At 44.5% G+C, this 22,488-nt stretch carries 20 protein-coding genes; 19 read left to right on the top strand and 1 reads right to left on the bottom strand.

The window, feature by feature from the left end:
• Nucleotides 1–27: 27 nt before the first annotated feature.
• The 10 genes from EUBC25_RS02145 (at nucleotide 28) to kdsB (ending at nucleotide 13,009) form a co-directional block, all read left to right on the top strand.
• On the top strand, nucleotides 28–801 hold the full coding sequence (locus EUBC25_RS02145) for an ABC transporter ATP-binding protein (RefSeq protein WP_230106615.1): 774 nt from the start codon (nucleotides 28–30) through the stop codon (nucleotides 799–801).
• Complete coding sequence (locus tag EUBC25_RS02140; protein ID WP_230106614.1) at nucleotides 798–2,822, top strand: HAD-IA family hydrolase; 2,025 nt, start codon at nucleotides 798–800, stop codon at nucleotides 2,820–2,822. The genes EUBC25_RS02145 and EUBC25_RS02140 overlap by 4 nt, the downstream gene beginning before the upstream one ends.
• A 29-nt stretch (nucleotides 2,823–2,851) precedes the next feature.
• The gene (locus EUBC25_RS02135) at nucleotides 2,852–4,216 is read left to right on the top strand and encodes an exopolysaccharide biosynthesis polyprenyl glycosylphosphotransferase (RefSeq protein ID WP_230106613.1); all 1,365 of its coding nucleotides are present in this window, start codon (nucleotides 2,852–2,854) and stop codon (nucleotides 4,214–4,216) included.
• On the top strand, nucleotides 4,203–5,783 hold the full coding sequence (locus EUBC25_RS02130) for an aldolase catalytic domain-containing protein (protein ID WP_230106612.1): 1,581 nt from the start codon (nucleotides 4,203–4,205) through the stop codon (nucleotides 5,781–5,783). The genes EUBC25_RS02135 and EUBC25_RS02130 overlap by 14 nt, the downstream gene beginning before the upstream one ends.
• Nucleotides 5,784–6,299 (top strand): KdsC family phosphatase, encoded by a 516-nt coding sequence (locus tag EUBC25_RS02125; RefSeq protein WP_230106611.1) that lies wholly within the window; start codon nucleotides 5,784–5,786, stop codon nucleotides 6,297–6,299.
• Nucleotides 6,280–8,961, top strand: coding sequence for a hypothetical protein (locus EUBC25_RS02120; RefSeq protein ID WP_230106610.1), 2,682 nt, complete (start codon nucleotides 6,280–6,282; stop codon nucleotides 8,959–8,961). Before EUBC25_RS02125 ends, EUBC25_RS02120 begins: the two co-directional genes overlap by 20 nt.
• Nucleotides 8,958–10,511 carry a polysialyltransferase family glycosyltransferase gene (locus tag EUBC25_RS02115; RefSeq protein ID WP_230106609.1) on the top strand — a complete coding sequence of 518 codons (1,554 nt, stop codon included), beginning with the start codon at nucleotides 8,958–8,960 and terminating at the stop codon, nucleotides 10,509–10,511. Before EUBC25_RS02120 ends, EUBC25_RS02115 begins: the two co-directional genes overlap by 4 nt.
• On the top strand, nucleotides 10,501–11,292 hold the full coding sequence (locus EUBC25_RS02110; RefSeq protein ID WP_230106608.1) for an LbetaH domain-containing protein: 792 nt from the start codon (nucleotides 10,501–10,503) through the stop codon (nucleotides 11,290–11,292). The genes EUBC25_RS02115 and EUBC25_RS02110 overlap by 11 nt, the downstream gene beginning before the upstream one ends.
• A gap of 66 nt (nucleotides 11,293–11,358) precedes the next feature.
• Nucleotides 11,359–12,162, top strand: coding sequence for a CatB-related O-acetyltransferase (locus EUBC25_RS02105; protein ID WP_230106607.1), 804 nt, complete (start codon nucleotides 11,359–11,361; stop codon nucleotides 12,160–12,162).
• An 82-nt stretch (nucleotides 12,163–12,244) separates the two neighbouring features.
• Nucleotides 12,245–13,009 (top strand): 3-deoxy-manno-octulosonate cytidylyltransferase, encoded by a 765-nt coding sequence (gene kdsB, locus EUBC25_RS02100; RefSeq protein ID WP_230106606.1) that lies wholly within the window; start codon nucleotides 12,245–12,247, stop codon nucleotides 13,007–13,009.
• A gap of 49 nt (nucleotides 13,010–13,058) precedes the next feature.
• Here kdsB and EUBC25_RS02095 read toward each other — a convergent pair whose 3' ends face one another.
• Complete coding sequence (locus EUBC25_RS02095; RefSeq protein ID WP_230106605.1) at nucleotides 13,059–13,418, bottom strand: metal-dependent transcriptional regulator; 360 nt, start codon at nucleotides 13,416–13,418, stop codon at nucleotides 13,059–13,061.
• Nucleotides 13,419–13,631: 213 nt separating this feature from the next.
• Here EUBC25_RS02095 and pcrA point away from each other — a divergent pair, with 213 nt between their 5' ends.
• From pcrA to EUBC25_RS02050, 9 genes are all read left to right on the top strand, one after another.
• Nucleotides 13,632–15,863, top strand: a complete 2,232-nt coding sequence (gene pcrA / locus EUBC25_RS02090; protein ID WP_230106604.1) for a DNA helicase PcrA — start codon at nucleotides 13,632–13,634, stop codon at nucleotides 15,861–15,863.
• 139 nt (nucleotides 15,864–16,002) lie between these two features.
• Nucleotides 16,003–16,248 carry a DUF4366 domain-containing protein gene (locus EUBC25_RS02085; RefSeq protein ID WP_230106603.1) on the top strand — a complete coding sequence of 82 codons (246 nt, stop codon included), beginning with the start codon at nucleotides 16,003–16,005 and terminating at the stop codon, nucleotides 16,246–16,248.
• A 130-nt stretch (nucleotides 16,249–16,378) separates the two neighbouring features.
• A complete protein-coding gene (gene rlmD / locus EUBC25_RS02080; protein ID WP_230106602.1) occupies nucleotides 16,379–17,773 on the top strand; it encodes a 23S rRNA (uracil(1939)-C(5))-methyltransferase RlmD in 1,395 nt (464 codons plus the stop codon).
• Nucleotides 17,774–18,135: 362 nt separating this feature from the next.
• Nucleotides 18,136–18,573: an RNA polymerase sigma factor gene (locus EUBC25_RS02075; RefSeq protein WP_230106601.1), complete on the top strand. Its 438-nt coding sequence runs from the start codon at nucleotides 18,136–18,138 to the stop codon at nucleotides 18,571–18,573.
• 200 nt (nucleotides 18,574–18,773) lie between these two features.
• Nucleotides 18,774–18,995 (top strand): hypothetical protein, encoded by a 222-nt coding sequence (locus tag EUBC25_RS02070; RefSeq protein ID WP_230106600.1) that lies wholly within the window; start codon nucleotides 18,774–18,776, stop codon nucleotides 18,993–18,995.
• Nucleotides 18,996–19,005: 10 nt separating this feature from the next.
• Entirely contained in the window at nucleotides 19,006–19,368 is a 363-nt protein-coding gene (locus EUBC25_RS02065) for a hypothetical protein (RefSeq protein ID WP_230106599.1), read from the top strand.
• Nucleotides 19,369–19,986: 618 nt separating this feature from the next.
• Nucleotides 19,987–20,664 carry a response regulator transcription factor gene (locus EUBC25_RS02060; protein ID WP_230106598.1) on the top strand — a complete coding sequence of 226 codons (678 nt, stop codon included), beginning with the start codon at nucleotides 19,987–19,989 and terminating at the stop codon, nucleotides 20,662–20,664.
• Nucleotides 20,654–21,730, top strand: a complete 1,077-nt coding sequence (locus EUBC25_RS02055; RefSeq protein ID WP_230106597.1) for a HAMP domain-containing sensor histidine kinase — start codon at nucleotides 20,654–20,656, stop codon at nucleotides 21,728–21,730. Before EUBC25_RS02060 ends, EUBC25_RS02055 begins: the two co-directional genes overlap by 11 nt.
• Nucleotides 21,731–21,751: 21 nt before the next feature.
• A complete protein-coding gene (locus EUBC25_RS02050) occupies nucleotides 21,752–22,303 on the top strand; it encodes a hypothetical protein (RefSeq protein ID WP_230106596.1) in 552 nt (183 codons plus the stop codon).
• The last annotated feature ends 185 nt before the right edge of the window (nucleotides 22,304–22,488 follow it).

The following is a 22,488-nucleotide window of genomic DNA, read 5'->3' as shown; positions in this document are numbered from 1 at the left end:
TTATAATAAAAGGAGGGGAAAGAGAATATGAAAGAGGAAAAGAAAAAGGCAGGCTGCCCGGTTATTTCTGTTCGGGACGTCAGTATGTATTTTAAAGTACCGGAAGAAAGCGCTTCCAGTCTGAAGGAATTTACGGTGCAGCTGGCGGCAGGCAGACGTCGTTATCGTACACTCAAAGCTTTGGATCATATCAGTTTTGATGTGTATGAGGGGGAAGTGATGGGAATTATCGGAACCAACGGATCAGGAAAGAGTACCCTTTTGAAGATTATTTCCGGCGCTATGATCCCTACAGGAGGAAGCGTACAGGTGGATGAGAGCCAGGTTCAGCTCCTTACGCTGGGGACCGGCTTTGACCGGGAACTGACCGCCAGAGAAAATGTATATCTGAATGGTGCGATCTTGGGATACAGCAGGGAGTTTATCCGGAGAAAATATAGAAAGATCGTGGAGTTTGCAGAGTTGGAGGGCTTTATGGAACAGAAGATAAAAAACTTTTCCTCCGGTATGATATCCCGTTTGGGATTCGCCATTGCCACGGTAAGAGAAACGCCTGGGATACTGATCCTGGACGAGGTGCTAAGTGTGGGAGATCTGTTTTTTAAGGAAAAAAGCGGCAGACGCATCGAAGAGATGATACACAGCGGAGCAACGGTTTTGATCGTCTCTCATTCTACGGATACCATTTTGAAAAACTGCAGCCGGGCGGTGTGGATTGAAAAGGGGAAGCAGAAAATGATCGGGGATCCCGGGGAAGTCTGCCGGGCTTATGTGGAGTATGGAAAGGAGAAAAAGAGATGAAAAGCGCAGGGCGCATATGGCTTTACCAACTGCTGGTAAACCGGGTTCCCGGTATTCGCAAGCGGTATCACGAAATGAGGAAGACGTATGGCGGAAAGAAGGGACAGCTTCTTAGCTGGTGCGCCCTTCTTTTTTGGAATATCCGGTATTATGTGCTGGGCGGCAGAGATGACAGCGGATTTTCCGGAAAGACTTATGAGAAAAAGAAACTGAAGCTTCAGGAGTCAGCCTGTCCGGGGCGCATGGATCGAAGATTGTTAAAGCAAAAGATGATGGCTGCTGACGTGATCTCCTTCGATGTGTTTGATACGCTGCTTCTTCGGCCGTTTTCGGAACCGGCTGATCTCTTTTATCTGGCAGGCATGCATTTTTCCTGCCCTGACTTCCGGCTGCTTCGGATAGAAGCGGAGCGAAAGGCCAGGCAGAGGAAAAGAAAGTGTGGAGAAGGAGTGGAAGTGACTCTTGCGGAAATCTGGGATCTTCTGGAAAAGATGACCGGAATCCCGGCGGAAGAAGGGATAGCCAAAGAAAAGGACATGGAGCGGAAATACTGTTTTGCAAATCCTTATTTTGCCGGCGTTCCACAGAAGCTTCAAGAAGCCGGGAAAACAGTGATCGCTGTCAGCGATATGTATCTGGAACAGGAATTTCTGGAGAGTCTGCTTTTTGAAAAGGGATTCGGAGGGCTGGATGCCTGTTTTGTTTCATCCCGGTGGGGAGTCACGAAAGCAGAGGGGACGATGTACGGGAAGGTGGAAGCGGAGTTTGCAGGGCAGAAAAATTTCCTCCATATCGGGGATGATCGGCACAGTGACATTGCGATGGCAAAAAGAGCAGGATGGGATACGTTCTGGTATCCCAATATCCAGATGCAGGGGAGAAGATACCGCCCCCGGGATATGTCGGTCATTACAGGCAGTATGTATGGGGGAATGGTGAATATCCGGCTTCATAACGGCAGCAGGATTTATTCTCCCTTTTATGAATACGGCTATGTATACGGTGGAATACTGGCTCTTGGATACTGTCAGTTTATCCATAATTTTGTCAGGAGAAGAGAGATTTCACAGATTTGGTTTCTGGCAAGAGACGGAGAAATTCTGAAAAAAATCTATGATTGTCTGTACCCCGGGGAGGAGACAGCCTATGTGCGCTGGTCCCGGGGAGCAGCGGCACGGATTCTTAGCAGCGCATGGAAGGAAGATTTTTTTGAAAGGTTCCTTTTCCAGAAAACAGGACAGGGCTATTCCATGGCAGAAATTTTCAAGGCAATGGAGCTGGAGCATATGCTTTTGGAAGTCTGCAAAGATCTGGGATGCAGAGCCGATACCCGGCTGGATCTTCCCCTTGCCAAAAGGTGCCGATCCTGTCTGAAAAGAAGGTGGCATCAGGTGGAAACAGCCTACCGGGAAGAAAAAGAGGCTGTCAGAGAATATCTGACATCCCTTGTAGGGAATCATAGCAGGATTGCCGTAGTGGATATTGGCTGGGCCGGAAGCGGGGCTATGGGGATTTCGCATCTCTTAAGAGAGGAATTTGGACTTTCCTGCAAGGTGTATGGCCTTCTGGCAGGTACAAACACCTGTCACAATCCAAGACCGGATACGTCGGAGAGCTTCTTTTTTGATGGAATGATAGCGAGCTATCTTTTTTCACAGACAAAAAACAGAGATCTCTGGAAATTTCACGACCTGAACCGGAAGCATAATCTGTATATGGAGCTTCTTTTTACTTCGGATTCCCCCACATTGAAAGGCTTTTGCCTGGACGAGAATGGAAAAGTAGGATTCCGCTATGGAAAGAAAGAGGCTCACGGAAAGCAGATACGGCAGATTCAGCGAGGGATTTTAGATTTTACGGCGGATTACAGAAAATATTTTCCTGAATTTGTTACAGGAGAAAGGGGAATCATAAAGGGGAGAGATGCCTATGCACCGTTGCTGCTTTTTTTACAGGATAAAAAGGTCAGAAAAGCTCTGGAGCGTTTGTTTGACTGGGACACCAGCGCCGATACCCAGTGAAAGAAAAGAAAAACCGCAGGTATAAGACAATGAGGAAAGGACACAATACATTTAGAGCATGGAAAATATTGACTCAGGGGATGCTTATCGGCCTGTATTTTCTGGCATCGGCACAAGTAATGCGGGAAATCTGGAAAGAGCGTTATCTTCCGGTCACTCTTTTGTATATGGTGATGCTGGAAGTATCTTATCTGATGCTGGAGGCCGGAAATATCGAGCAAAGGAGGATCCTTGACCTTGTATACGGGCAGTTTTTCGGCGCTCTGTGTGCAAATCTCTTTTTTGCCCTGCTGATGTATACAGTCAGCACGCTCTCTTTTGAAGCCATACTTCCATATTTTTTCACACTGACTTTATTAGAGGTCATGTCAGGTATCCTGTGGGCCGTTCTCTTTTTCTGGATTTATCTGAAGGGACAGTCCTTCAAGAAATCTCTTTTTATTTACGGGAACAGAGAGAGGATGCCTGAGACTGTTCTGGAAAATAACCGGATCAACGGATACTTTCAAATTACAAAATCTATGCATTTTAGAGAGGGAATCCCAAAAGCAATGAAGCTGATGGAAGAGTGTGAGGCGGTTTTTCTTGGAGATATTCCCTGTCAGGAGCGAAATGAGCTTATGAAAACTGCTGTCCGGCTGGACCGGGAATGCTACAGTATTCCAAAAGTGACAGATATTTATATCAAAAATACTACGATCCTGCGGCTTTATGACAAAGTACTTTTCCGATGCAGCCAAAGTCGCCTCACAAGGGAGCAGGAGGTGATAAAGCGGGCAGAGGATGTGATAGTATCCTTCCTTCTTCTTGTTCCAGCCCTTCCTATCATGCTGCTGATCGCACTTGGTATTAAGCTTGAGGATAGAGGTCCCGTATTTTACAGGCAGAAAAGAGTGACAAAGGGCGGCAGGGAATTTGACATGCTGAAATTCAGAAGTATGCATGTGGGTGCGGAAAAGGACGGGCCAAGGCTTGCGGGAAAATATGACAGCCGCATTACAAAGGTGGGGAGAGTAATCCGGAATCTTCATTTTGACGAGCTGCCACAGCTTTTTAACATCTTTCGGGGAGAGATGTCTCTGGTAGGTCCAAGACCGGAACGGCGGGAGTTTATTGAAGAGTATGCAAAAATAATTCCGGAATTTACGGAGAGGCTGAAAGTGCGGGGAGGTCTTACAGGATATGCACAGATATACGGGAAATACAATACGGGCCCGGAAGATAAGATAAAATACGACCTGATCTATATTTATCAATATTCACTCCGGCTGGATATCCGCCTTTTGTTTCTCACTGTCCGCATTCTGTTTCAGAAAGAAAATGCGGAAGGGGTAGAGGAAAAAGAGCAGGATGACACCGGAGATCAGAAAGGAGACGGACATGGAAAACATTAGACTGCTGGATTGTACGTTAAGGGACGGAGGATACATCAACGACTGGAATTTTGGGGAAAAGACGATCCGAAGTATCATTGACAGGCTGATCGAGGCCAAAACAGATCTGGTGGAGGTGGGATTTTTAAGGAACTGTACCTATGATCCTGACCGTACCTTGTTTCATTCTGTAAGAGAATTGAAAAAAGTCCTTCCTTCCAGCCATGGAAATACAAAATTTGTAGCTATGGCCCTTCACAATCAGTATGATATACGAAATCTGGAAGAGTGTGACGGGACTGTGGACGCAGTGCGTGTTACTTTCCATGACTATGATGTGGAAGAAGGACTGGATTTCTGCAGAAAGGTGAAGGAAAAAGGCTACCAGCTTTTTATCAATCCCATCAATATTATGGGTTACCGGGATCAGGAGCTGGTAAAGCTTCTGAAAAAAGTCAGCAATCTGGAACCTTACGGATTTTCTATTGTAGATACCTTTGGTTCCATGACAAAAAAAGAGTTGGTGAGGATTTATTCTCTCTGTGAGAACAATTTAGACGAAGCGATTGTTTTGGGCATTCACCTCCATGAAAACATGGCCCAGTCTTTTCTTCTTGCCCAGACGTTTCTGGAGATGAAGGATCCAAGGAGAAACTGCGTTCTGGACGCTTCTTTAAACGGAATGGGGCGGGTACCGGGGAATCTCTGTCTGGAACTGATCATGGATTATATGAACCGAAGTTATGGGAAAGATTATGACATTGATCCGGTATTGGATGCCATCGAGGAGTATATTACTCCCATCAAGAGCAGGGAACCCTGGGGTTACATGGCGGAATATTTCATCTCAGCAAAATATAATCTCCACCGGAATTATGCCGAATATCTGCTGTCGAAAGGAACCCTCACCGCAAGAGACATGCATCAGATCTTAAAAATGCTGCCGGAAAACAAAAAAAGTGCCTTTGATCCGGCTTGTATTGAAGAGCTGTATCAAGAATATAAAAATCAGACGGTGTCAGATCAGGCTTCCCTTGGCAGTCTGAAACAGATATTTGAAGGCCGTGCGGTAGTTTTGCTGGCTCCGGGGACAAGTCTGGAATATCAGTGGGATAAGGTGAAAGACTATATCAGATCCCAAAAGGCAATCATCGTGTCAGCAAATTTCTATTTTGCGGAGCAGGAAGGCGGCTTTGCCTTTTTCAGCAATGCAAAACGTTTTGCGGAGTATCAGGCGCTTCGGAAACAGGATATCCATGTGATTCTTACATCTAACATTACAAAAGGCGTTCGTCCGGGAGATGATGTCATCAATTACCGGCGCCTTGCCTTGGAAGGAGAAGAGCCTTCGGAAAACTGCGGCATTATGCTTCTTCGTCTGATGAGCCTTCTGAAAGTAAAGGAAGCCGCACTTGCAGGGTTTGACGGATACACAGAGGAAGGAGAAGATTATATGAAAGGATATTTCGGGGCGTTTCAAAATGCCAGAGAGGGAGATAACCGGAAGATTGCCGGAGAAATCCGGAAACTGCAGAAGAAAATCAAGATTTTGTTCCTGACTCCATCACAATACGAGGAGGCGGTTTAAATGCAGCAGGTACTTGAAAAGCTGGATATGATCCGGTATCTGATCCTGGATGTGGACGGCACGATGACAGACGGAGGGGTTTATCTGGACAGCCGGGGAGAGGAAATGAAAAAGTTTTCCATTAAGGACGGGGCAGGGATCCTCCTTGCAAGACAGGCGGGAATTGAGACTGTGATCCTGACAGGAAGAGAGAGCATGTGTGTTTCGAGAAGAGCAAAAGAGCTTGGCATCCGGGAGGTCTTTCAGAATATAAAGGATAAAAAAGAGTTCCTTGTCCGCTTCCTTGAAGAGAAAAAGATTGCCCCGGAGGAGGCTGCCTATATTGGAGATGATTTGAATGATCTGGAGGCAATGAAATGCGTAGGGACGGCTGTCTGTCCCCAGGATGCAGCGAAACAGATCAAGGCCTTCTGTCCTTTTGTACTTTCCAGCAAAGGAGGGGAGGGAGCAGTACGTGAATTTGTGGAGATGATTCTGGAAAAAAGGGGAATACAGTATGAAGGATTGGTTTTATGACAGGATTGTCCGCCGAAATGAGAGAATACAAAAAGAATATGAGCGCTATGTCCGGGGACATTTAGAGGAGCATAAGAAGAAAAGATGGAAACATTGGCTTGTGCTTCTGGGATTGTCCTGGAAATACCGGAACAGTCAGAAAAACCGGATCCATACGTTTGTCCTTGTAAAACAAAAGAAGGACAGTGCAAAGGTTCGCATGGAGTGGGTGCCGGGTGCTGTGTGCTACAATATTTATCTTTCTACAGACGGGGTGAAATACCATTTTTTACAAAAAGAAAAGCATCATGTATGCACCCTGCAGGGAATGGGAAATGGAAAAATGTATTTCCTTAAATATAAGGTTTCCCTGGATGGCAGATTTTACAGCGAATTTTCAGAGGTTCTGACCGTATCTGCTGTACAGAATAAAGAATTGTACTTTATGGAGCAATTGTCACAAAAGCTGGGAAAAGAAAAAGTTTCCTCAGATATAAAAGGAAAAAACAGAAATCAAAATACGGCGGCAGGGATTATGACAGCGGAGGCAAAACAAGGAGAAGGAATCCGAATTTCCTGGAAAAGGGCGCCGGGGGCTATTCATTATAATCTCTACCGCGCGGAGGAAGGGAAGCCATATATATTTCTGATCCAGACAGAAAAGGACTCATATATGGATGAAAAGATCAGCGGGGGAATTTCCTATGAGTACAAGCTGAAATATACAGGGGACGGGAAGAAATACCATGATTATTCCATCCCTGTTTCTGTGACGGCGCCGGCAGAAAAATACAGGGGAGGAAACAGCGGCCCTCTGCCGGAGAAAGGGGCCGAATCAGCCGGCGATGGACGGATCAGCTTTATGCATCTTGCAAAAGGGATGATGCCCTATGAAGTCATTTCATTCGATGTTTTTGACACACTGATCTTCCGTCCCTTTGAGCACCCTTACGACCTCTTTGTTCTGGAAGGGGAGGAGCTTGATATTATGGATTTCTGTGAGATCAGGCGAAGTGCGGAGGAAGAAGCAAGGCAGAACAGCCGTTTAAAAAGGGGCAACAGGGAAGTGACACTGGAGGAAATCTATGATCTTGTGGCGGACGAGACCGGGATCGACCCGAAGGAAGGTGCTGCACTTGAATTTTCCATGGAATGCTGCCTGTGTTACGGGAATCCCTACATGTTGGAAGTTTTTCATATACTCAAAGAACAGGGCAAGATCCTGGTAGCTTTGTCGGATATGTATCTTTCTGCTGCCAAAATGGAGAAACTCCTTTCCTGCTGCGGCTATGAAGGCTTTGACGAAATTATTGTATCCTGCGACTATAACTGTTCCAAAAGAGACGGGGGACTCTATGATGTGCTGAAAAAGAAGTATGCAGGCAGAACCATCGTTCATGTGGGGGATCATCCTGTATCTGATCTGGAATCAGCCCGGAAAAAGGGAATTGACGCCCGGTTTTATCAGAATGTCAATGAGGCGGGCAGGAGATACCGGGCGAAGGATATGTCTTATCTTGCGGGGAGCGCTTATCGTGGGATCGTTAATGCCTGGCTGCACAGCGGAAGGAGAAGTTTTACCCCTTACTATGAAGTGGGGTTTGTCTATACCGGGTTTTACTGCATGGGATTTTGCCAGTGGATTGCCCGTTATGTCAGGGAACATGAGCTGGAGAAGGTCCTGTTCCTTGCGCGGGAAGGGGATATTTATCAGAAAGTTTTTCAGGAAATGTATCCGGACATCCCCACAGAATATGTTCTCTGGTCCAGGATTCCGGTGGTGAAAACGACAGTGAGAAAGAACCGGCATCCTTACCTTCTGCAGATCGTTCATCATAAGGCCAATGCACTGTATAAATCTATGATAGGGACGCTGCTGGAGCGAACCGGTACTGGAAGACTAAAAGCATATCTGCCGGATTACCGGCTGAAGGAAGAAGAATTTCTGACACCGGGAAATGAGAAAGTATTAAGGGAGCTTTTGCTGGATCACTGGGATGAAGTATGCAGCTGTTATGAGGCCGATGATACTTATATCCGTTCTTATCTGGAGAGAAAGATCCAGAATGCGAAAAAGGCAGCGGTAGTAGATGTAGGATGGTCCGGCAACAATGTGCTTCAGGTTAAGTATCTTGTGGAGGAGGCATACGGGATGGACTGTCGGATCCACTGTCTGCTGGCAGCTGCAAGAAATGTCAATGACACATATATGGCCGGGATGATGCAGAGGAAAAGAGTGGAAACTTACATCTTTTCCAATATGTACAATAAGGGACTCCACGACGCCCATCAGGAAGAAAACAAGAAACTTAATTCTTTCTTTTTTGAGATACTCACCCAGTCGAGCACTCCCACCTTCCTTGGCTTTGATCAGCAGGGGAAGTTTCTCTATGACATTCCGGAAGTGGAAAACTACCGCCATAACCGGGAGATCCATCAGGGAACGCTGGATTTTGTAAAGGAGTATCAGAAAAGGTTCCGGGATTTTCCCTTTATGCTGGATATATCCGGTCATGACGCCTATATGCCGTTTCAGTATTTTTCCAGAAATCTTCTGTGGCTGAAAAAATATTTCGGAAATTATATCTTTGGCCGAGACCTTTTTGCTACTGGGGAAGAGGCTGTGATGGAATCAGTATCAGAGGTAATGAAAAAAGCAGGATTATGGGAGGAAGGATCATGATATTATATCAGGCGCTGTCGTCGTACCAGATTCTGGAATGTATGGTTCACAGACAGGTTTTTTATAAAGATCAGAAATGTATCTTAATCCTGGGAACCTATATCCGGGAGAGGATGCCGAAATACTGGGAACTGGAGACAAAGGGATTTTTTGATGAAGTATATCTGTTCCGCTTTGGCGGATACAGGGGGAGCGAGGATGAGATCATACGTCAGGTAGAAGAAGAACTGAAGGTAAGCCTGCCTTATGCTCTGGAGGATTTTGAAAAAATACTGGCAGCAGGCATCCATACTTACCTGCAGGTATATATGGCTTTTCGAGGGATTCCCTTTGAAATGTTTGAGGATGGAAGCGGAGCTTTAAGCCGTCCCTGGATTCTGGCTGATATTCATCGAAAAAGTTCACCTGCCAGATATGAATTGATTGAAAAGTATCGGCTGTACGATCATCAAAATTCCATGATTACAAAAAAATATTGTGATATGAAAGCCCAGGAACAGGGATTTTATGACAAAAAGGCAGAAGATTTTCAGGTTATGGAACACTTTCACAGTCTGACGGATCAGAAAAAAGAAGCCATCCGGCATATTTTTACCCTTCCTTTTCAAAAAGGGAGGGAGGACAGAGTACTTCTTCTGACCCAGCAGTTTGCCAATTTAGGGCAGCTTCCCTACGACGGACAGATCTGTATTTACCGTCACCTCTTTGCTTATTATTTAAGAGACAGGGAAGTTATCATTAAAACGCATCCGGACGATATTCTTTACTATCATCGGCTTTTTCCGGAGGCGGAGGTGATCCGTGAGACTTTTCCTTCAGAGCTTCTTCCCCTTGTGTTTGAGAAGATGCCGGACAGCGTCTGCACCGTAAGTTCTACAGGGGTCAATCAGATCCGGGGAGAATTTAAGGAGCATATTATTTTCGGACCTTCCTATGAGACAAGTTATGTGTATGACGGAATTTATTATGCAGCCTTACGGCTGGCGGACCATCTGGGAATATACCATATATGTGTATCAGGAGTCAATGAGATTCAGCTTCATTACCTGGCAGAGCTTTGTCCGGAATTTTCGGGGAAATTTTCAGTAAGCCGGGAAAAGGCAGAAGGCCCATGTCTTTGTTTTACAGGAGATCTGGAAGAAGAGGATGTGAGAATCAAAGGAGAAATAGGCGGGAAAGAAAGAGAAGAGGGGGCGGAAGGTATCCTGTATCTCAATGAAAAGAAAGGGTACCGGATGAAAAGCTTTGAGAAGATGATCCCTGTCAGTGTCCGGGAAGGGGAAAGGCAGCACACAATATTTTTTCAGTCAGGAAAGGAAGAGATAAAAGAAATGGCAGCAGAATTTTGGGAAGAGATCAAGCTTCCTTATCTGGAAGAGGAAATTGCTATTGAAAAATTAAATGACGATCAGATGAAAATCCGCATGCTGGAAGGGATTCTGGAGGCAACTCAAAAAAGGCTTCTGGAATATATCAGACGGGAAAAAGAGCTGAAGAGTAAAATTTCCGTATTGGAAGGAAAGGTGAAAAGAGATGTGGGTGAACCGTAGTCAGGCTCTTATGCTTCCTGACGGAAGACGGGCAGTCACAGTAAATGGAGACTGCAGGATCGGTCATAAGAGAAGATGTCCCCGGGTAGATATAGAGGCAGCGGTGTGTATTGGTGATGGAGCAGAGATCGAGGCCGGATTTATCGGTATGGGGACTTTTATCGGAAGGGGAACAAGTATCCTGCGGACAGAATCGGTGGGACGTTTTGTCACCATAGGGGAATACTGCAGCATTGGGGCGGAACTGGCAGAAACGGGAAAGCGTATCAGTACCTCTTATTTTGTAAAGGGGCGCGCTCTGTCCTGGTATGAAAAATTTATGGTTCCTGTACAGGTGTATCGATCAACTGCAAAGAAGAAACTCCGGATAGGGAGCGATGTTTATATCGGTGCCCATTCAGTAGTGGCGGAAGGAATCTCTATTGGCGATGGAGCTATCCTTTTACCCGGTACCGCTGCTGATAAAGATATACCTTCTTACTCGGTTGTCTATGGTAATCCGGCAAAGATATGGGAATATCGCTTTAGCAGGGAAGAGACAGAACGTTTGAAAAAGATCCGGTGGTGGGATTATGGGGAAAGACTTCTTGGGAAGGCAGATTTTGCAAGGGCAGATTTTGACAAAGTGCTGGAAATCCTGGAGAAAGAGAAGGATCAGATAACGCCGATCCTTCCGATGGAAACAGGAATGAAAATCCGGTATAAAGACGGATACTGCTGTATTTACAGTAAACTTATGGATCAAAAGACGCTGCTTTACCAGTTCCCGGAAAATGGATAAAATTTCGGACAGTCAGAGCATACCGACGTCGGTGTGTAAGGAAAAAGAGACAGGTGGAATGAAGACATGCTTATCAATTCAAAATTTTATTTTCCAACAGAATACGGCCAGGGGGTTACACTTACCGGAGAAGATACAGATATTTGCTATGCCTCTGCAAAGGATTGTGTGCTGGAGGCTCCCGTGAGATTTTGTTCCGGAGTAAAGATTGATGCGGAGAAGATCGGAGCATTTTCTTTTTTTAATCAGAACAGTAGTCTTAGGTTTATCGAATCCATTGGAAGATTCGCCCTTTTTGCTTCAGAAGTGATCATGGGAGGCGCCGTTCATCCCGTTGAATCCATCAGTACCCATCTTCTTTTCCAGAATATGGACAACAGTTGGAACCGGAATTTCCACAGTCTGTGCAGTCAGGAGGGTTTTCTGGAAGAGATTGTGCGTTATCAAAAAGAGCATGAACTGAAAGGAAAGACAAGGATCGTCATCGGCAATGATGTCTGGATCGGTAACCGGGCTGTTATTTTGAGGGGAGTGACCATCGGAGACGGCGCCGTGGTAGGAGCGGGGGCAGTGGTGACAAGGGATGTGGAGCCTTACACGATTGTGGGAGGCGTGCCTGCAAGAACGATCCGGAAACGCTTTTCAGATAAAGTGATCGAAAAGCTGGAACAGGTCAAATGGTGGGATTACGGGCCGGATATTATGGCCGGAATTGATCTGAATCAACCGGAGGAAGCGGTGAAATATCTGGAAGAAAGAGTAGAAAACGGGTTTGCCAGATATGCAGGGGAGAAATTTGCCTTTCACCCTGGAAGCAGAACGATCACAAGGAGAGAGAATAAAGAAGAGGTCCTTTTATATAAAATATAATGTCAATGGCGGCGTACAAGAGAGGGAATCATCTCAGGCAGATGTCTTTTGTGTCGTTTTCGGGAAAGGGAGGAAAAGCATAATGCGGACAGTAGGAATTATACCGGCCAGATATGGAGCATCCCGGCTTCCGGGGAAACCCATTCAGGATATCCAGGGAAGGCCGATGATCTGGTGGGTGTATCAGAAGGCAATAAAGGCAAAAAGATTAGATCAGGTTCTGGTAGCGGCAGATGATGAGAGGATTATGGAAGAATGCAGCAAATGGAAGATTCCGGCAGTTCTGACCGGAACATCTCACCGCAATGCAGCCAGCAGGCTTCAGGAAGTATCCGAAAGGATTGGGGCAGATTTCTATGTGCAGATCAACGGTGATGAGCCTTTGATCCGTCCGGAATATATCGACGCTGTGATTCCGGATACTATTCCGACAGAGGAGGAGTTTGGTACCAATATTATTGCACCTGTGACATCTCCGGCAGAAGTGCTGGATCCTTCCAATATTAAAGTAGTGTTTGACTCATCCCTTCGGGCGCTCTACATGTCGAGAACGCCAATCCCCAACCCTTTTCTATCCATTGATGTTACCTATTACAAACATGTGGGGATTCTTGGATATAATAAGAAGATGCTGGACTTTTACAAAAATTCTGTGCCGGGGACTTTTGAGAAGATCGAGGGAATCGACACGCTGCGTTTTTTGGATTACGGAAAACATCTGCAGTTTATTGTGCTTGAAGAGGTGGAAAGTCTTTCAGTGGATACGCCCAAGGATCTGGAATATGTAAAAAACTTACTGCAGAGAGAAAAGGATATTGTTGAAACGGAGAATAAAAGGAGCCGGTAAAGAACGAAATCTTTACCGGTTTTGTGTTCGCTGATAACAGTGAAGATCTTTATTCAATATGGCGTTTGATCGCTTCAAAACTTTCGGCGCTGATGACATGTTCCATGCGGCAGGCATCTGCTACAGCTACCTTGGGATCCACGCCGAGACGGATCAGCCAGGAAGAGATCAGCTGATGACGTTCATAGATACATTCGGCAATTTCCCGCCCGGATGGCGTCAGAGTGATGTATCCTTCCGGTGATACCTGAATGTGATTGCTTTCCCGCAGTTTTTTCATAGCCACACTGACGCTGGATTTTTTAAAATCCAATTCGGTAGCAACATCCACAGAGCGGACGACAGGATGGGATTTGCTTAAGATAAGAATCGTTTCCAGATAATTTTCCGCAGATTCATTTATATTCATATCTGATCACCTCGGTTTCTTGCGCAAAAATCAGCGCAGTGTAAACACATGCAGTAGAAATTTCAACCCTATCTCAGTGTTAGTACATAGTATATCATAAGAATGCTGTCACATCAAATATAATTCTATAGCGGTGTGAGTCAAGGCTGGAAAGAAAAATAAAAGTATGGTATGATGAAGCGTAACGTGAAAATATCATTTTAAGGAGAAAGTATGAGTATTTATGACAGCCTGAACGGGCCGCAAAGAGAAGCGGTATATCATACAGAGGGACCACTTTTGATCCTGGCAGGAGCCGGATCGGGAAAGACCCGCGTGCTGACACACAGGATTGCATATTTAATAGAAGAAAAAGGAATTAATCCCTGGAATATCCTTGCCATTACTTTTACAAATAAAGCGGCCGGCGAGATGAGAGAAAGGGTGGATCAGATCGTTGGTTTTGGGGCGGAAAGCATTTGGGTGAGTACTTTTCACTCTACATGCGTGAGGATTTTGAGACGCCACATTGATCGCCTGGGATACGATACAAATTTTACGATTTATGACACAGACGATCAGAAAACATTGATGAAGGATGTGTGCAAACGTCTTCAGATTGATACAAAAGTTTATCGGGAGAGAAATCTTCTGGCAGCTATTTCAGCGGCGAAAAATGAGCTTATTACTCCGGAAGAATACCGGCTGCAGTCAGAAGGGGATTTCGGAAGGCAGAAAATAGCTTCCGTCTATGAGGAATATGAAAAACAGATGAGGGCAAATAACGCACTGGATTTTGACGACCTTCTTCTGAAAGCGGTGCAGCTGTTCCAGACACAGCCGGAGGTTCTGGACTATTATCAGGAGCGCTTCCGGTATATTATGATCGATGAATACCAGGATACCAATACGGTACAGTTTCAGCTTGTCAGTCTGCTGGCTGCTAAATACCGGAATTTATGTGTAGTAGGTGATGATGACCAGTCCATCTACAAATTCCGGGGAGCAAATATCAGAAATATCCTGAATTTTGAGCAGGTGTTTGAGGATGCCAGGGTGATCAAGCTGGAGCAGAATTACCGGTCCACAAGTACGATACTCGATGCAGCAAATGCAGTGATAAGAAACAATAGGGGCAGAAAAGAAAAGACATTGTGGACGGATAACGGTCAGGGAGAAAAGATCACCTTTCGTCAGTTTGACACCGCCTATGACGAGGCAGAATATATTGTGGGCGATATAAAAGAGAACATAGAAAACGGAAGGTGCAATTATAATGATAATGCGGTCCTTTACCGGACAAACGCTCAGTCCCGGCTTTTGGAGGAGAAGCTTGTAGCGGCCAATATTCCCTATAAAATTGTGGGCGGCATTAATTTCTATGCAAGGCGGGAAATAAAAGATCTGCTTGCTTATTTAAAGACTATTGATAATGCCAGAGACGACCTTGCGGTCAGACGTATTATCAATGTTCCAAAAAGAGGGATCGGACTTACCAGTGTAAACCGGCTGCAGGAATATGCCCTTGCCAGAGATATCAGTTTTTATGAGGCTTTGCTGGGAGCAGATCTGATTCCGGGAATCGGAAGAGGACTTGCACGGCTGGAGTCATTTGCAGCTTTGATGGAACATTTCCGTACCAGGGCTGATGAGATCAGTATTTCTCAGCTTCTGGATGAGATCCTGGAAACCACCGGGTACATAGAAGAGCTGAAAACAGAAGGGGAAATAGAGGCGGAAGCAAGAATTGAAAATATTGATGAGCTGAAAAATAAAATAGCCGCTTATGAGGAGGCCTGCCAGGAACAGGGAGAGAGACCGGGGTTAAGTGGATTCCTGGAAGAGGTTGCTCTTGTAGCGGATGTGGACAGTCTGGATGAGAACAGCGACTATGTTGTTTTGATGACGCTGCACAGCGCCAAAGGACTGGAATTTCCACAGGTTTATCTTGCAGGTATGGAAGATGGGCTGTTTCCAAGCTATATGACCATTACGGCAGACGATCCGGAGGAGATAGAGGAGGAGCGAAGGCTTTGTTATGTGGGAATCACAAGGGCTAAGGAACATCTGACTTTAACCTGCGCAAAGCGCCGTATGGTAAGAGGAGAAACGCAGTACAATAAAATGTCCCGGTTTTTAAAAGAGATTCCTATGGAACTTCTGGCAACGGGAATAAAATTTGAAAAAGAGGAAAGGGAAGAAGAAAAGCCGAAGCCGTGGCAGCAGGCAAGGCAGTCTTTCCGGTCAAAGCCCTTCACTGCGCCAAAGCCGGTACAGCAGTTTAAAGTTGCAGGAGGAAAAGGTCCCGGCTATGATGTGGGCGACAGAGTACGTCATGTGAAATTTGGAGAAGGAATTGTGACCTCCATTGTAGAAGGCGGAAGAGATTATGAAGTGACTGTGGAATTTGATACGGCCGGAACGAAAAAAATGTTCGCCGTATTTGCAAAACTGCAGAAAATATAAAAATGTACGAAAACTTATACCGGGATTTTTCAGAAAATTTCCCGGGAAAAGCAGTAGTAATATGGCGCAGATGGTGTTATAATAAAATATATTAAATCTATACCAGCCAGACGGGCATAAGAAAGGATGTGTAGGAAAGATGAGCAAAGTAGAGGATATTATTGCAGCATCAAAACTGAATGAGCTGATTCGGAAAAAAGATGATGATGAAAAACGCGGAAAGACAGTGCTGTGGGTACTGGCCATTGTAGGAGCGATCGCAGCAGTGGCAGCAATTGCATATGCAGTATATTGTTTCTTTACCCCAGATTACCTGGAGGATTTTGAAGAAGATTTTGACGATGATTTCGATGACGATTTCTTCAGTGAGGAAGATCAGGTATAAGGGCCAAAAGGAGAAGAGACAGAACACTATGTTCTGTCTTTCTTTTTGTTACGGTGACGGGTCAAAGACCGGGCGTGCTCGAGACCTTGGTGACCGCTTCAGGAACAGATAAAGGAGAAAGAAAGCAGAAATGAAAAAAGGACAGATAGTAGAAGGAATTGTAGAAAAGATAGAGTTTCCCAATAAAGGAAAGGTTTATGTGCCGGAAGAGGAGCAGTATGTCATTGTAAAAAATACAGTTCCCGGTCAGAAAGTCAAATGCTCTGTCAACAAAATGAGAAAAGGTAAGGCAGAAGGGCGTCTTTTGGAAGTAACAGAGAAATCTTCACTGGAGAAAGATTCTCTGTGTCCTCATTTTGGACAGTGCGGGGGATGCACTTACCAGAATCTGCCCTATGAACAGCAACTGAAGCTGAAAGAACAGCAGGTCCATGAGATGTTGGAAAAGGCGGCAGACCATGAATTTCAGTGGGATGGAATCTTCCCTTCACCTGTGGAGGAAGCATATAGAAATAAGATGGAATTTTCTTTCGGAGATGAATATAAGGATGGACCTCTGGCTCTTGGCATGCATAAAAGAGGCAGTTTTCATGATATTGTCAATGTAGGAGAATGCAGGATCGTAGACGAAGATTTCCGCCAGATTCTTTCTGCTACGCTGGAGTTTGCAAAAGAGACAGGGCTTCCATACTATCACCGGATGAGACATATAGGATTTTTCCGTCATCTTCTGGTACGAAAAGCAGTAAAAACCGGAGAAATCCTGGTAGATATCGTGACGACCACACAGAATCAGGCAGACCTGGAAAGCTGGGCCAATCGTCTGGTGGAGTTGGAAAAACAAGGATGCTTGAAAGGGAAAATTGCCGGGATCCTGCATACATCCAATGACAGTCTTGCTGATGTAGTGAAAGATGAAGGTACAGAAATTTTGTACGGTCAGGATTATTTTTATGAAATATTGCTGGGACTGAAATTTAAGATTACGCCATTTTCTTTCTTCCAGACAAACTCTCTGGGAGCGGAAGTTCTCTATGAGGCCGCCAGAAATTATGTGGGAGAAACAAAAGATAAAGTGATTTTTGACCTTTACAGCGGTACAGGAACGATTGCACAGATTCTGGCACCGGTGGCAAAAAAAGTAGTCGGCGTGGAGATTGTGGAAGAGGCGGTACGGGCTGCCAGAGAGAATGCAGCTTTAAACGGCCTTGATAACTGCAGTTTCTGGGCTGGAGATGTACTGAAGGTCATTGATGAATTAGGAGAGGTTCCCGATCTGATCGTTCTGGATCCGCCGCGGGACGGCGTGCATCCCAAGGCCCTTGAGAAGATCATCGGTTTCGGAGTAGAACGTATCGTGTACATTGCCTGTAAACCTACCAGCGTTGCCCGAGATCTGGAAATGCTGCAGGGAAGAGGCTATCAGATGGAAAGAGCAGTGTGCATTGACCTTTTCCCGGGCACATATCATGTGGAGACTTGCGTCTTGTTAGGTAGGAAAAAACCGGCTGAAAAACAAATGTAGAATTTTGAAGAGGATAGACTTGACAAACTATCCCCTCTGTTGTCTAAAATATAAGAAAGACACTTTGATCAATGTAAGGGTTATATAGTATCATCAAAGGGCCGGACATTAAAAAGATGGAATTTGGCAGAAATACTCTGTTTGAGTTCAATTGTTTATATTGCTTTTTCTTGTTTAAAGTGGATATTAAAAAAATAGATAAAAGAAGTTTTCTTTTTCATGACTGCAATGGCCTTTCAACCGTTGCAGTCTTTTTTTTGCTGCTTTTTACCGGAATCCGATTAGAGTCTGCAGTGCTTAGAAGAAGCCGTGCCCCGCCTTTTTAGTCTGGATGCAAAGAGACTAAGGAAAGGAGAAAAAAAGTGGGATACAATCATGGAAAAGCAGAACGAAAATGGCAGATCTGGAAAGAAAAAGAAGAAAAGCTCATGCGGGAGAACGGCGTTGATGAAGAGATCATAGCAGAAATCCGTGCGTATGACCGTATAGAGTTTAATTCTGACAGGCGCTTTTATGTGCATTCTAATGAAATGGCAGAGTACATAGAAAATACGGCAGGAAAGGAACAGGATATTGAGGTTATAACTGTTCTGGATCTTCTTAATGAAATCGAGAGCAGAAATTTATATTATGAACTGCTTGCGCTGGATCAGAGTGTGCTGCAAATTCTTTTGCTGAAAATTCAGGGATATTCTACAAGGGAGATCGCACAGCTTACGCGGCTGTCGGAAGACGCCGTGTATCAGAGGATGCACCGGCTGAAGAAGAAACTGCAGCCTTTTAAGGATCAAAGAGGATAATATCACTTTTTAAAAAGGAAACGGGCGGGAGAAGAGGATATTTTCTTCTGCCTGTTGCCCTCTTGGGGAAAAGATTATTTTTTCGAATGATCAAGAAATTAATATTTTAGAAACATAAGAGAAACATGAAATTAACAATGGAGAGTTATTTTCTTACTGTCAAATGAAACAAGGAAAATAAATAGAAAGGTGAATCGAAAATGGCGAAATCAAAATTAGTGCAGACAAACGAAAAGATTGCAGAAAAAGTAGTTGGAGGGTATAAGAAAATCGAGGACGGTGTAGTAGGCGGTTATAAAAAAATCGAAGATAATACAGTCAGGGGATTTAATAAAATAGCAGACAAGTTTGTAGACAGTTTTCTGACGAGAGAAGATGAATCTGTAGAAGAGGCGCGAAAAAGGCTTGCGGCACAAAAATAGGAAAAACTTTTTGAGATTCCCAAAACTACGCATTGGATACCGGCTATTACTGTACTTTCTGACTGTTCTTTTTGTTGTGCTTTCTATAGTCAGTGTAATATCCGACCGCTTTGCATATGGAATTTCAGTTGTCTGTTATACTTTGGCGGCAGTGGCTTTGTTTGTAAGCAGTTATTACCTGATATTGGATATCCGGTATATTGTCAAAGACATAGTAAAGCCGAAAATCAAGGCCAATCCTTTTGCAGACAGGATGACTGCCGATTACAGGCTGCGAACGGTTCTGTTTGCCGTTCCCGGACTGACAGGCAATATCATATTTGCTGTCTTTAGCGTCGGTGTACAAGGGGACAATACGCTCCAAGCTGCGTAATTTCGGGGATTTTCTTTGTTATCCTCATTCGGCGTACGTCCAGTACGCCTCAATCGTCTGCCTTGAAAAACCCCGAAATTCCTGCAGCTGGAGTCTGTGAGTCGGGAAGGAGCAGATTTTAGCCCCTTTTAGGCACTTGAACGACGCGTACAGAGACGTACGCGGAGTGAAAGTAACGAAGAAGGGACTAAAATCTACCCTTCACCGACTGTGTTGCCCCTTGGACACCGACGCTAATGGTTTTGTAGGAATTTACAGTCATTCGGCATGGTTTGGGAGTTTATCTGCCTACTATCTTTTAATGAGTGTGATGAGAATTGGAGCAGTAAGACAGGAGCAGAAAATATTTAAAATATCAGAAGAAAGCGATAGAATGAGAAAGGAAGTTGCAATCTATCGCAGAAACAGTTTGTTCTTTATATTGATGCCTGTGTGTCCATGCTTACGCTCCAGACCGCTATGTTTGCTTCTTTTGCCAATGGGCAGGAAGACTTTGTGAAGCTGATGAACGGAATTACGGGAACGGTGGTATGTATTATGGTTCTGGGGATGGGAATATACGGTGTCTATGGTTCGAAAAAGATGATAAAATAGTAAAAAACAAGAGAGGAAATTTCCATGGTTCGTATACTTGTAGTAGAAGATGATGAAAAGTTAAATAGAATTGTATGTACCTATTTGAATGACAGCGGATTTCTGGCAAAGGGGTGTTTGTCTGCAAATGCAGCGTATGAGGAGATGCATAACAATTTATATGAATTGATCATCTCCGATATTATGATGCCGGAAATAGATGGATTTGAATTTGCGCAGACTGTCCGGCAGTTAAATAAAACAATTCCTATTCTATTTATGTCGGCAAAAGATGATCTTCCTTCCAAAAAGAAAGGATTTCAGCTGGGAATTGATGACTATATGGTAAAGCCGGTGGAACTGGACGAACTGATCCTGCGCGTCAGAGCATTGCTGCGAAGGGCAAATATCGAAATGGAAAGAAAAATTACGGCAGGCAATCTGATCCTGGATGCGGACGGTATGAGTGCAGAGATTGACGGTGAGGAAATCAGCCTTACTACAAGAGAATTTAACATTATTTATAAGTTGTTGTCCTATCCGAAAAAAACGTTTTCCCGCGCACAGCTTATGGATGAATTTTGGGGAGTGGAAAGTGATACAAGCCTAAGGGCGGTGGATGTCTATGTCACAAAACTTAGGGATAAACTGTCAGCCTGCGATGGATTTAAAATCGTGACAGTCAGAGGGTTGGGATATAAGGCGGTGCTCAATGAAAAGTAAAAAAAACTGGTATTATGGAAAAGTGAAGGAAAGTTTATTTCCTCCGTCTCTGTTTGGAATTTACCTGGGCGTCCTGTTTTTGATGTCAGGTATTCACACAGGACTGATTGTATTTATGAATAAAGAAAACTGGAGCGAACTGACGCAGACTCTGATCCCCATGTTTTACTGGGGACTGGTGGCGGTAGGACTTACTCTGTTTACAAGAAGAAAAATAAAAAAGACTTACGAGGAGCCCCTGCACAAAATGGCAGAAGCAACAAAAAAGGTAGCAGGCGGCGACTTTTCTGTATATATTCCGGCCTTTCACACAATGGACTGTCTGGATTATCTGGATGTGATGATTTTGAACTTTGATAAAATGGTGGAGGAACTGGGCAGTGTTGAAACGCTAAAGACAGATTTCATTTCCAATGTTTCTCATGAGATGAAAACGCCTATTGCGGTAATAAGAAATTATGCAGAGCTGCTGCAGGGGAAGAATGTGTCAGATGAGCAGAGAAAAGAGTATGGAGAGTCTATTGAAAGCGCTGCGGTGAGGTTGTCCGATCTGATCACCAATATCCTGAAGCTGAATAAACTGGAAAATCAAAAGATCAGCCCGGAAGTGAAGGTTTATGATGTTTGCAGACAGCTGTGCGAATGTATTCTGCAGTTTGAGGATACATGGGAGGAAAAGCAGATTGAGATGGAAGCAGAGATAGAGGATGAAGCATACATTAAAGCAGATGAGAGCCTGCTGGAATTAGTATGGAATAATTTGTTATCTAATGCAGTCAAATTTACAGAACCAGGGGGAGTCATTACAGTTCGTCAGGCGTTCAACGAGAACTGCGTAACGGTTTCTGTATCGGATACAGGCTGCGGTATAAGCAAAAAGAGCCTGCAGCACATTTTTGATAAGTTTTATCAGGGAGATACTTCTCATTCAAAAGAAGGAAATGGTCTCGGCCTTGCTCTCGTAAAGAGAGTGCTGGAGCTTATGGACGGCGACATCCAGGTGATAAGCGAAGAGGGGAAGGGAAGTACCTTTACAGTAACGCTGCCAGCAGCAAAGCTGGAATAAAGAAGCAGGAGGGATCGTATTATGCAGACAAACGAAGTCCGGCAGAAACAATTTGTAGGCTATGAATACAAAGAGCTGACTGCAGAAAGCAGCCAGGCATCGTTTTTAATAGATGGGTATGAAAATTTCGGTTGGGAGTTAGATGAAAATCTGCCGGAACGAAGTTCCGCTAAATATACAGCGGGCAAAAAAGTTGTGATCCGGCTGAAACGAAACCGAAAAATCGTCAATAAGGCAGAGCTTACCAGATTACAGAGAAATTTTGAAGCATGTGTAGGGGACATAAAGTCATTAGAAAAAAGCAAAACTTCACGGTCAACAACATATGCGTTTATTGTGGCCGTAATAGGAACAGCCTTTATGGGAGGTTCTACCTTTGCAGTAACGGCACAGTCGCCTCACATTGCTTTGTGTATCGTTCTTGCGGTGCCGGGATTTCTTGGATGGATATTTCCGTATTTCCTTTATCGGAGAATATTGCGGAAGAGAACAGAAGAAGTAGCGCCGCTGATAGAAGAGAAATATGAAGAAATTTATGAATTATGTGAAAAAGGGAACAGACTGTTAGTTTAAAGAAACGCCATCCTGCATCCGCGTGATGGCGTTTGGCAGTTGGGATGGGGAAGAATCAGAAGAAAGAGAATAATTAACAGCAGCATGACAACAATAGTAAGAAAGAACAGAAAGTACAAATGATCATTCGAACATTTGTACTTTTTTTGCCGTTAGTCCTATATACTTTTACCGGTATATTTGCT

It is taken from the genome of Claveliimonas bilis (assembly GCF_020892095.1).
Lineage (GTDB): Bacteria > Bacillota > Clostridia > Lachnospirales > Lachnospiraceae > Claveliimonas > Claveliimonas bilis.
The sequence above is the reverse complement of the archived record's forward strand: the minus strand, read 5'-3'. Positions and strand labels throughout refer to the sequence as shown.

Excerpts from the sequence above, each read along its gene's own strand:
- EUBC25_RS02145 (WP_230106615.1), top strand. The coding sequence starts at position 28 with ATGAAAGAGGAAAAGAAAAAGGCAGGCTGCCCGGTTATTTCTGTTCGG.
- EUBC25_RS02140 (WP_230106614.1), top strand. The coding sequence starts at position 798 with ATGAAAAGCGCAGGGCGCATATGGCTTTACCAACTGCTGGTAAACCGG.
- EUBC25_RS02135 (WP_230106613.1), top strand. The coding sequence starts at position 2,852 with ATGAGGAAAGGACACAATACATTTAGAGCATGGAAAATATTGACTCAG.
- EUBC25_RS02130 (WP_230106612.1), top strand. The coding sequence starts at position 4,203 with ATGGAAAACATTAGACTGCTGGATTGTACGTTAAGGGACGGAGGATAC.
- EUBC25_RS02125 (WP_230106611.1), top strand. The coding sequence starts at position 5,784 with ATGCAGCAGGTACTTGAAAAGCTGGATATGATCCGGTATCTGATCCTG.
- EUBC25_RS02120 (WP_230106610.1), top strand. The coding sequence starts at position 6,280 with ATGAAGGATTGGTTTTATGACAGGATTGTCCGCCGAAATGAGAGAATA.
- EUBC25_RS02115 (WP_230106609.1), top strand. The coding sequence starts at position 8,958 with ATGATATTATATCAGGCGCTGTCGTCGTACCAGATTCTGGAATGTATG.
- EUBC25_RS02105 (WP_230106607.1), top strand. The coding sequence starts at position 11,359 with ATGCTTATCAATTCAAAATTTTATTTTCCAACAGAATACGGCCAGGGG.
- kdsB (WP_230106606.1), top strand. The coding sequence starts at position 12,245 with ATGCGGACAGTAGGAATTATACCGGCCAGATATGGAGCATCCCGGCTT.
- EUBC25_RS02095 (WP_230106605.1), bottom strand. The coding sequence starts at position 13,418 with ATGAATATAAATGAATCTGCGGAAAATTATCTGGAAACGATTCTTATC.
- pcrA (WP_230106604.1), top strand. The coding sequence starts at position 13,632 with ATGAGTATTTATGACAGCCTGAACGGGCCGCAAAGAGAAGCGGTATAT.
- EUBC25_RS02085 (WP_230106603.1), top strand. The coding sequence starts at position 16,003 with ATGAGCAAAGTAGAGGATATTATTGCAGCATCAAAACTGAATGAGCTG.
- rlmD (WP_230106602.1), top strand. The coding sequence starts at position 16,379 with ATGAAAAAAGGACAGATAGTAGAAGGAATTGTAGAAAAGATAGAGTTT.
- EUBC25_RS02070 (WP_230106600.1), top strand. The coding sequence starts at position 18,774 with ATGGCGAAATCAAAATTAGTGCAGACAAACGAAAAGATTGCAGAAAAA.
- EUBC25_RS02060 (WP_230106598.1), top strand. The coding sequence starts at position 19,987 with ATGGTTCGTATACTTGTAGTAGAAGATGATGAAAAGTTAAATAGAATT.
- EUBC25_RS02055 (WP_230106597.1), top strand. The coding sequence starts at position 20,654 with ATGAAAAGTAAAAAAAACTGGTATTATGGAAAAGTGAAGGAAAGTTTA.
- EUBC25_RS02050 (WP_230106596.1), top strand. The coding sequence starts at position 21,752 with ATGCAGACAAACGAAGTCCGGCAGAAACAATTTGTAGGCTATGAATAC.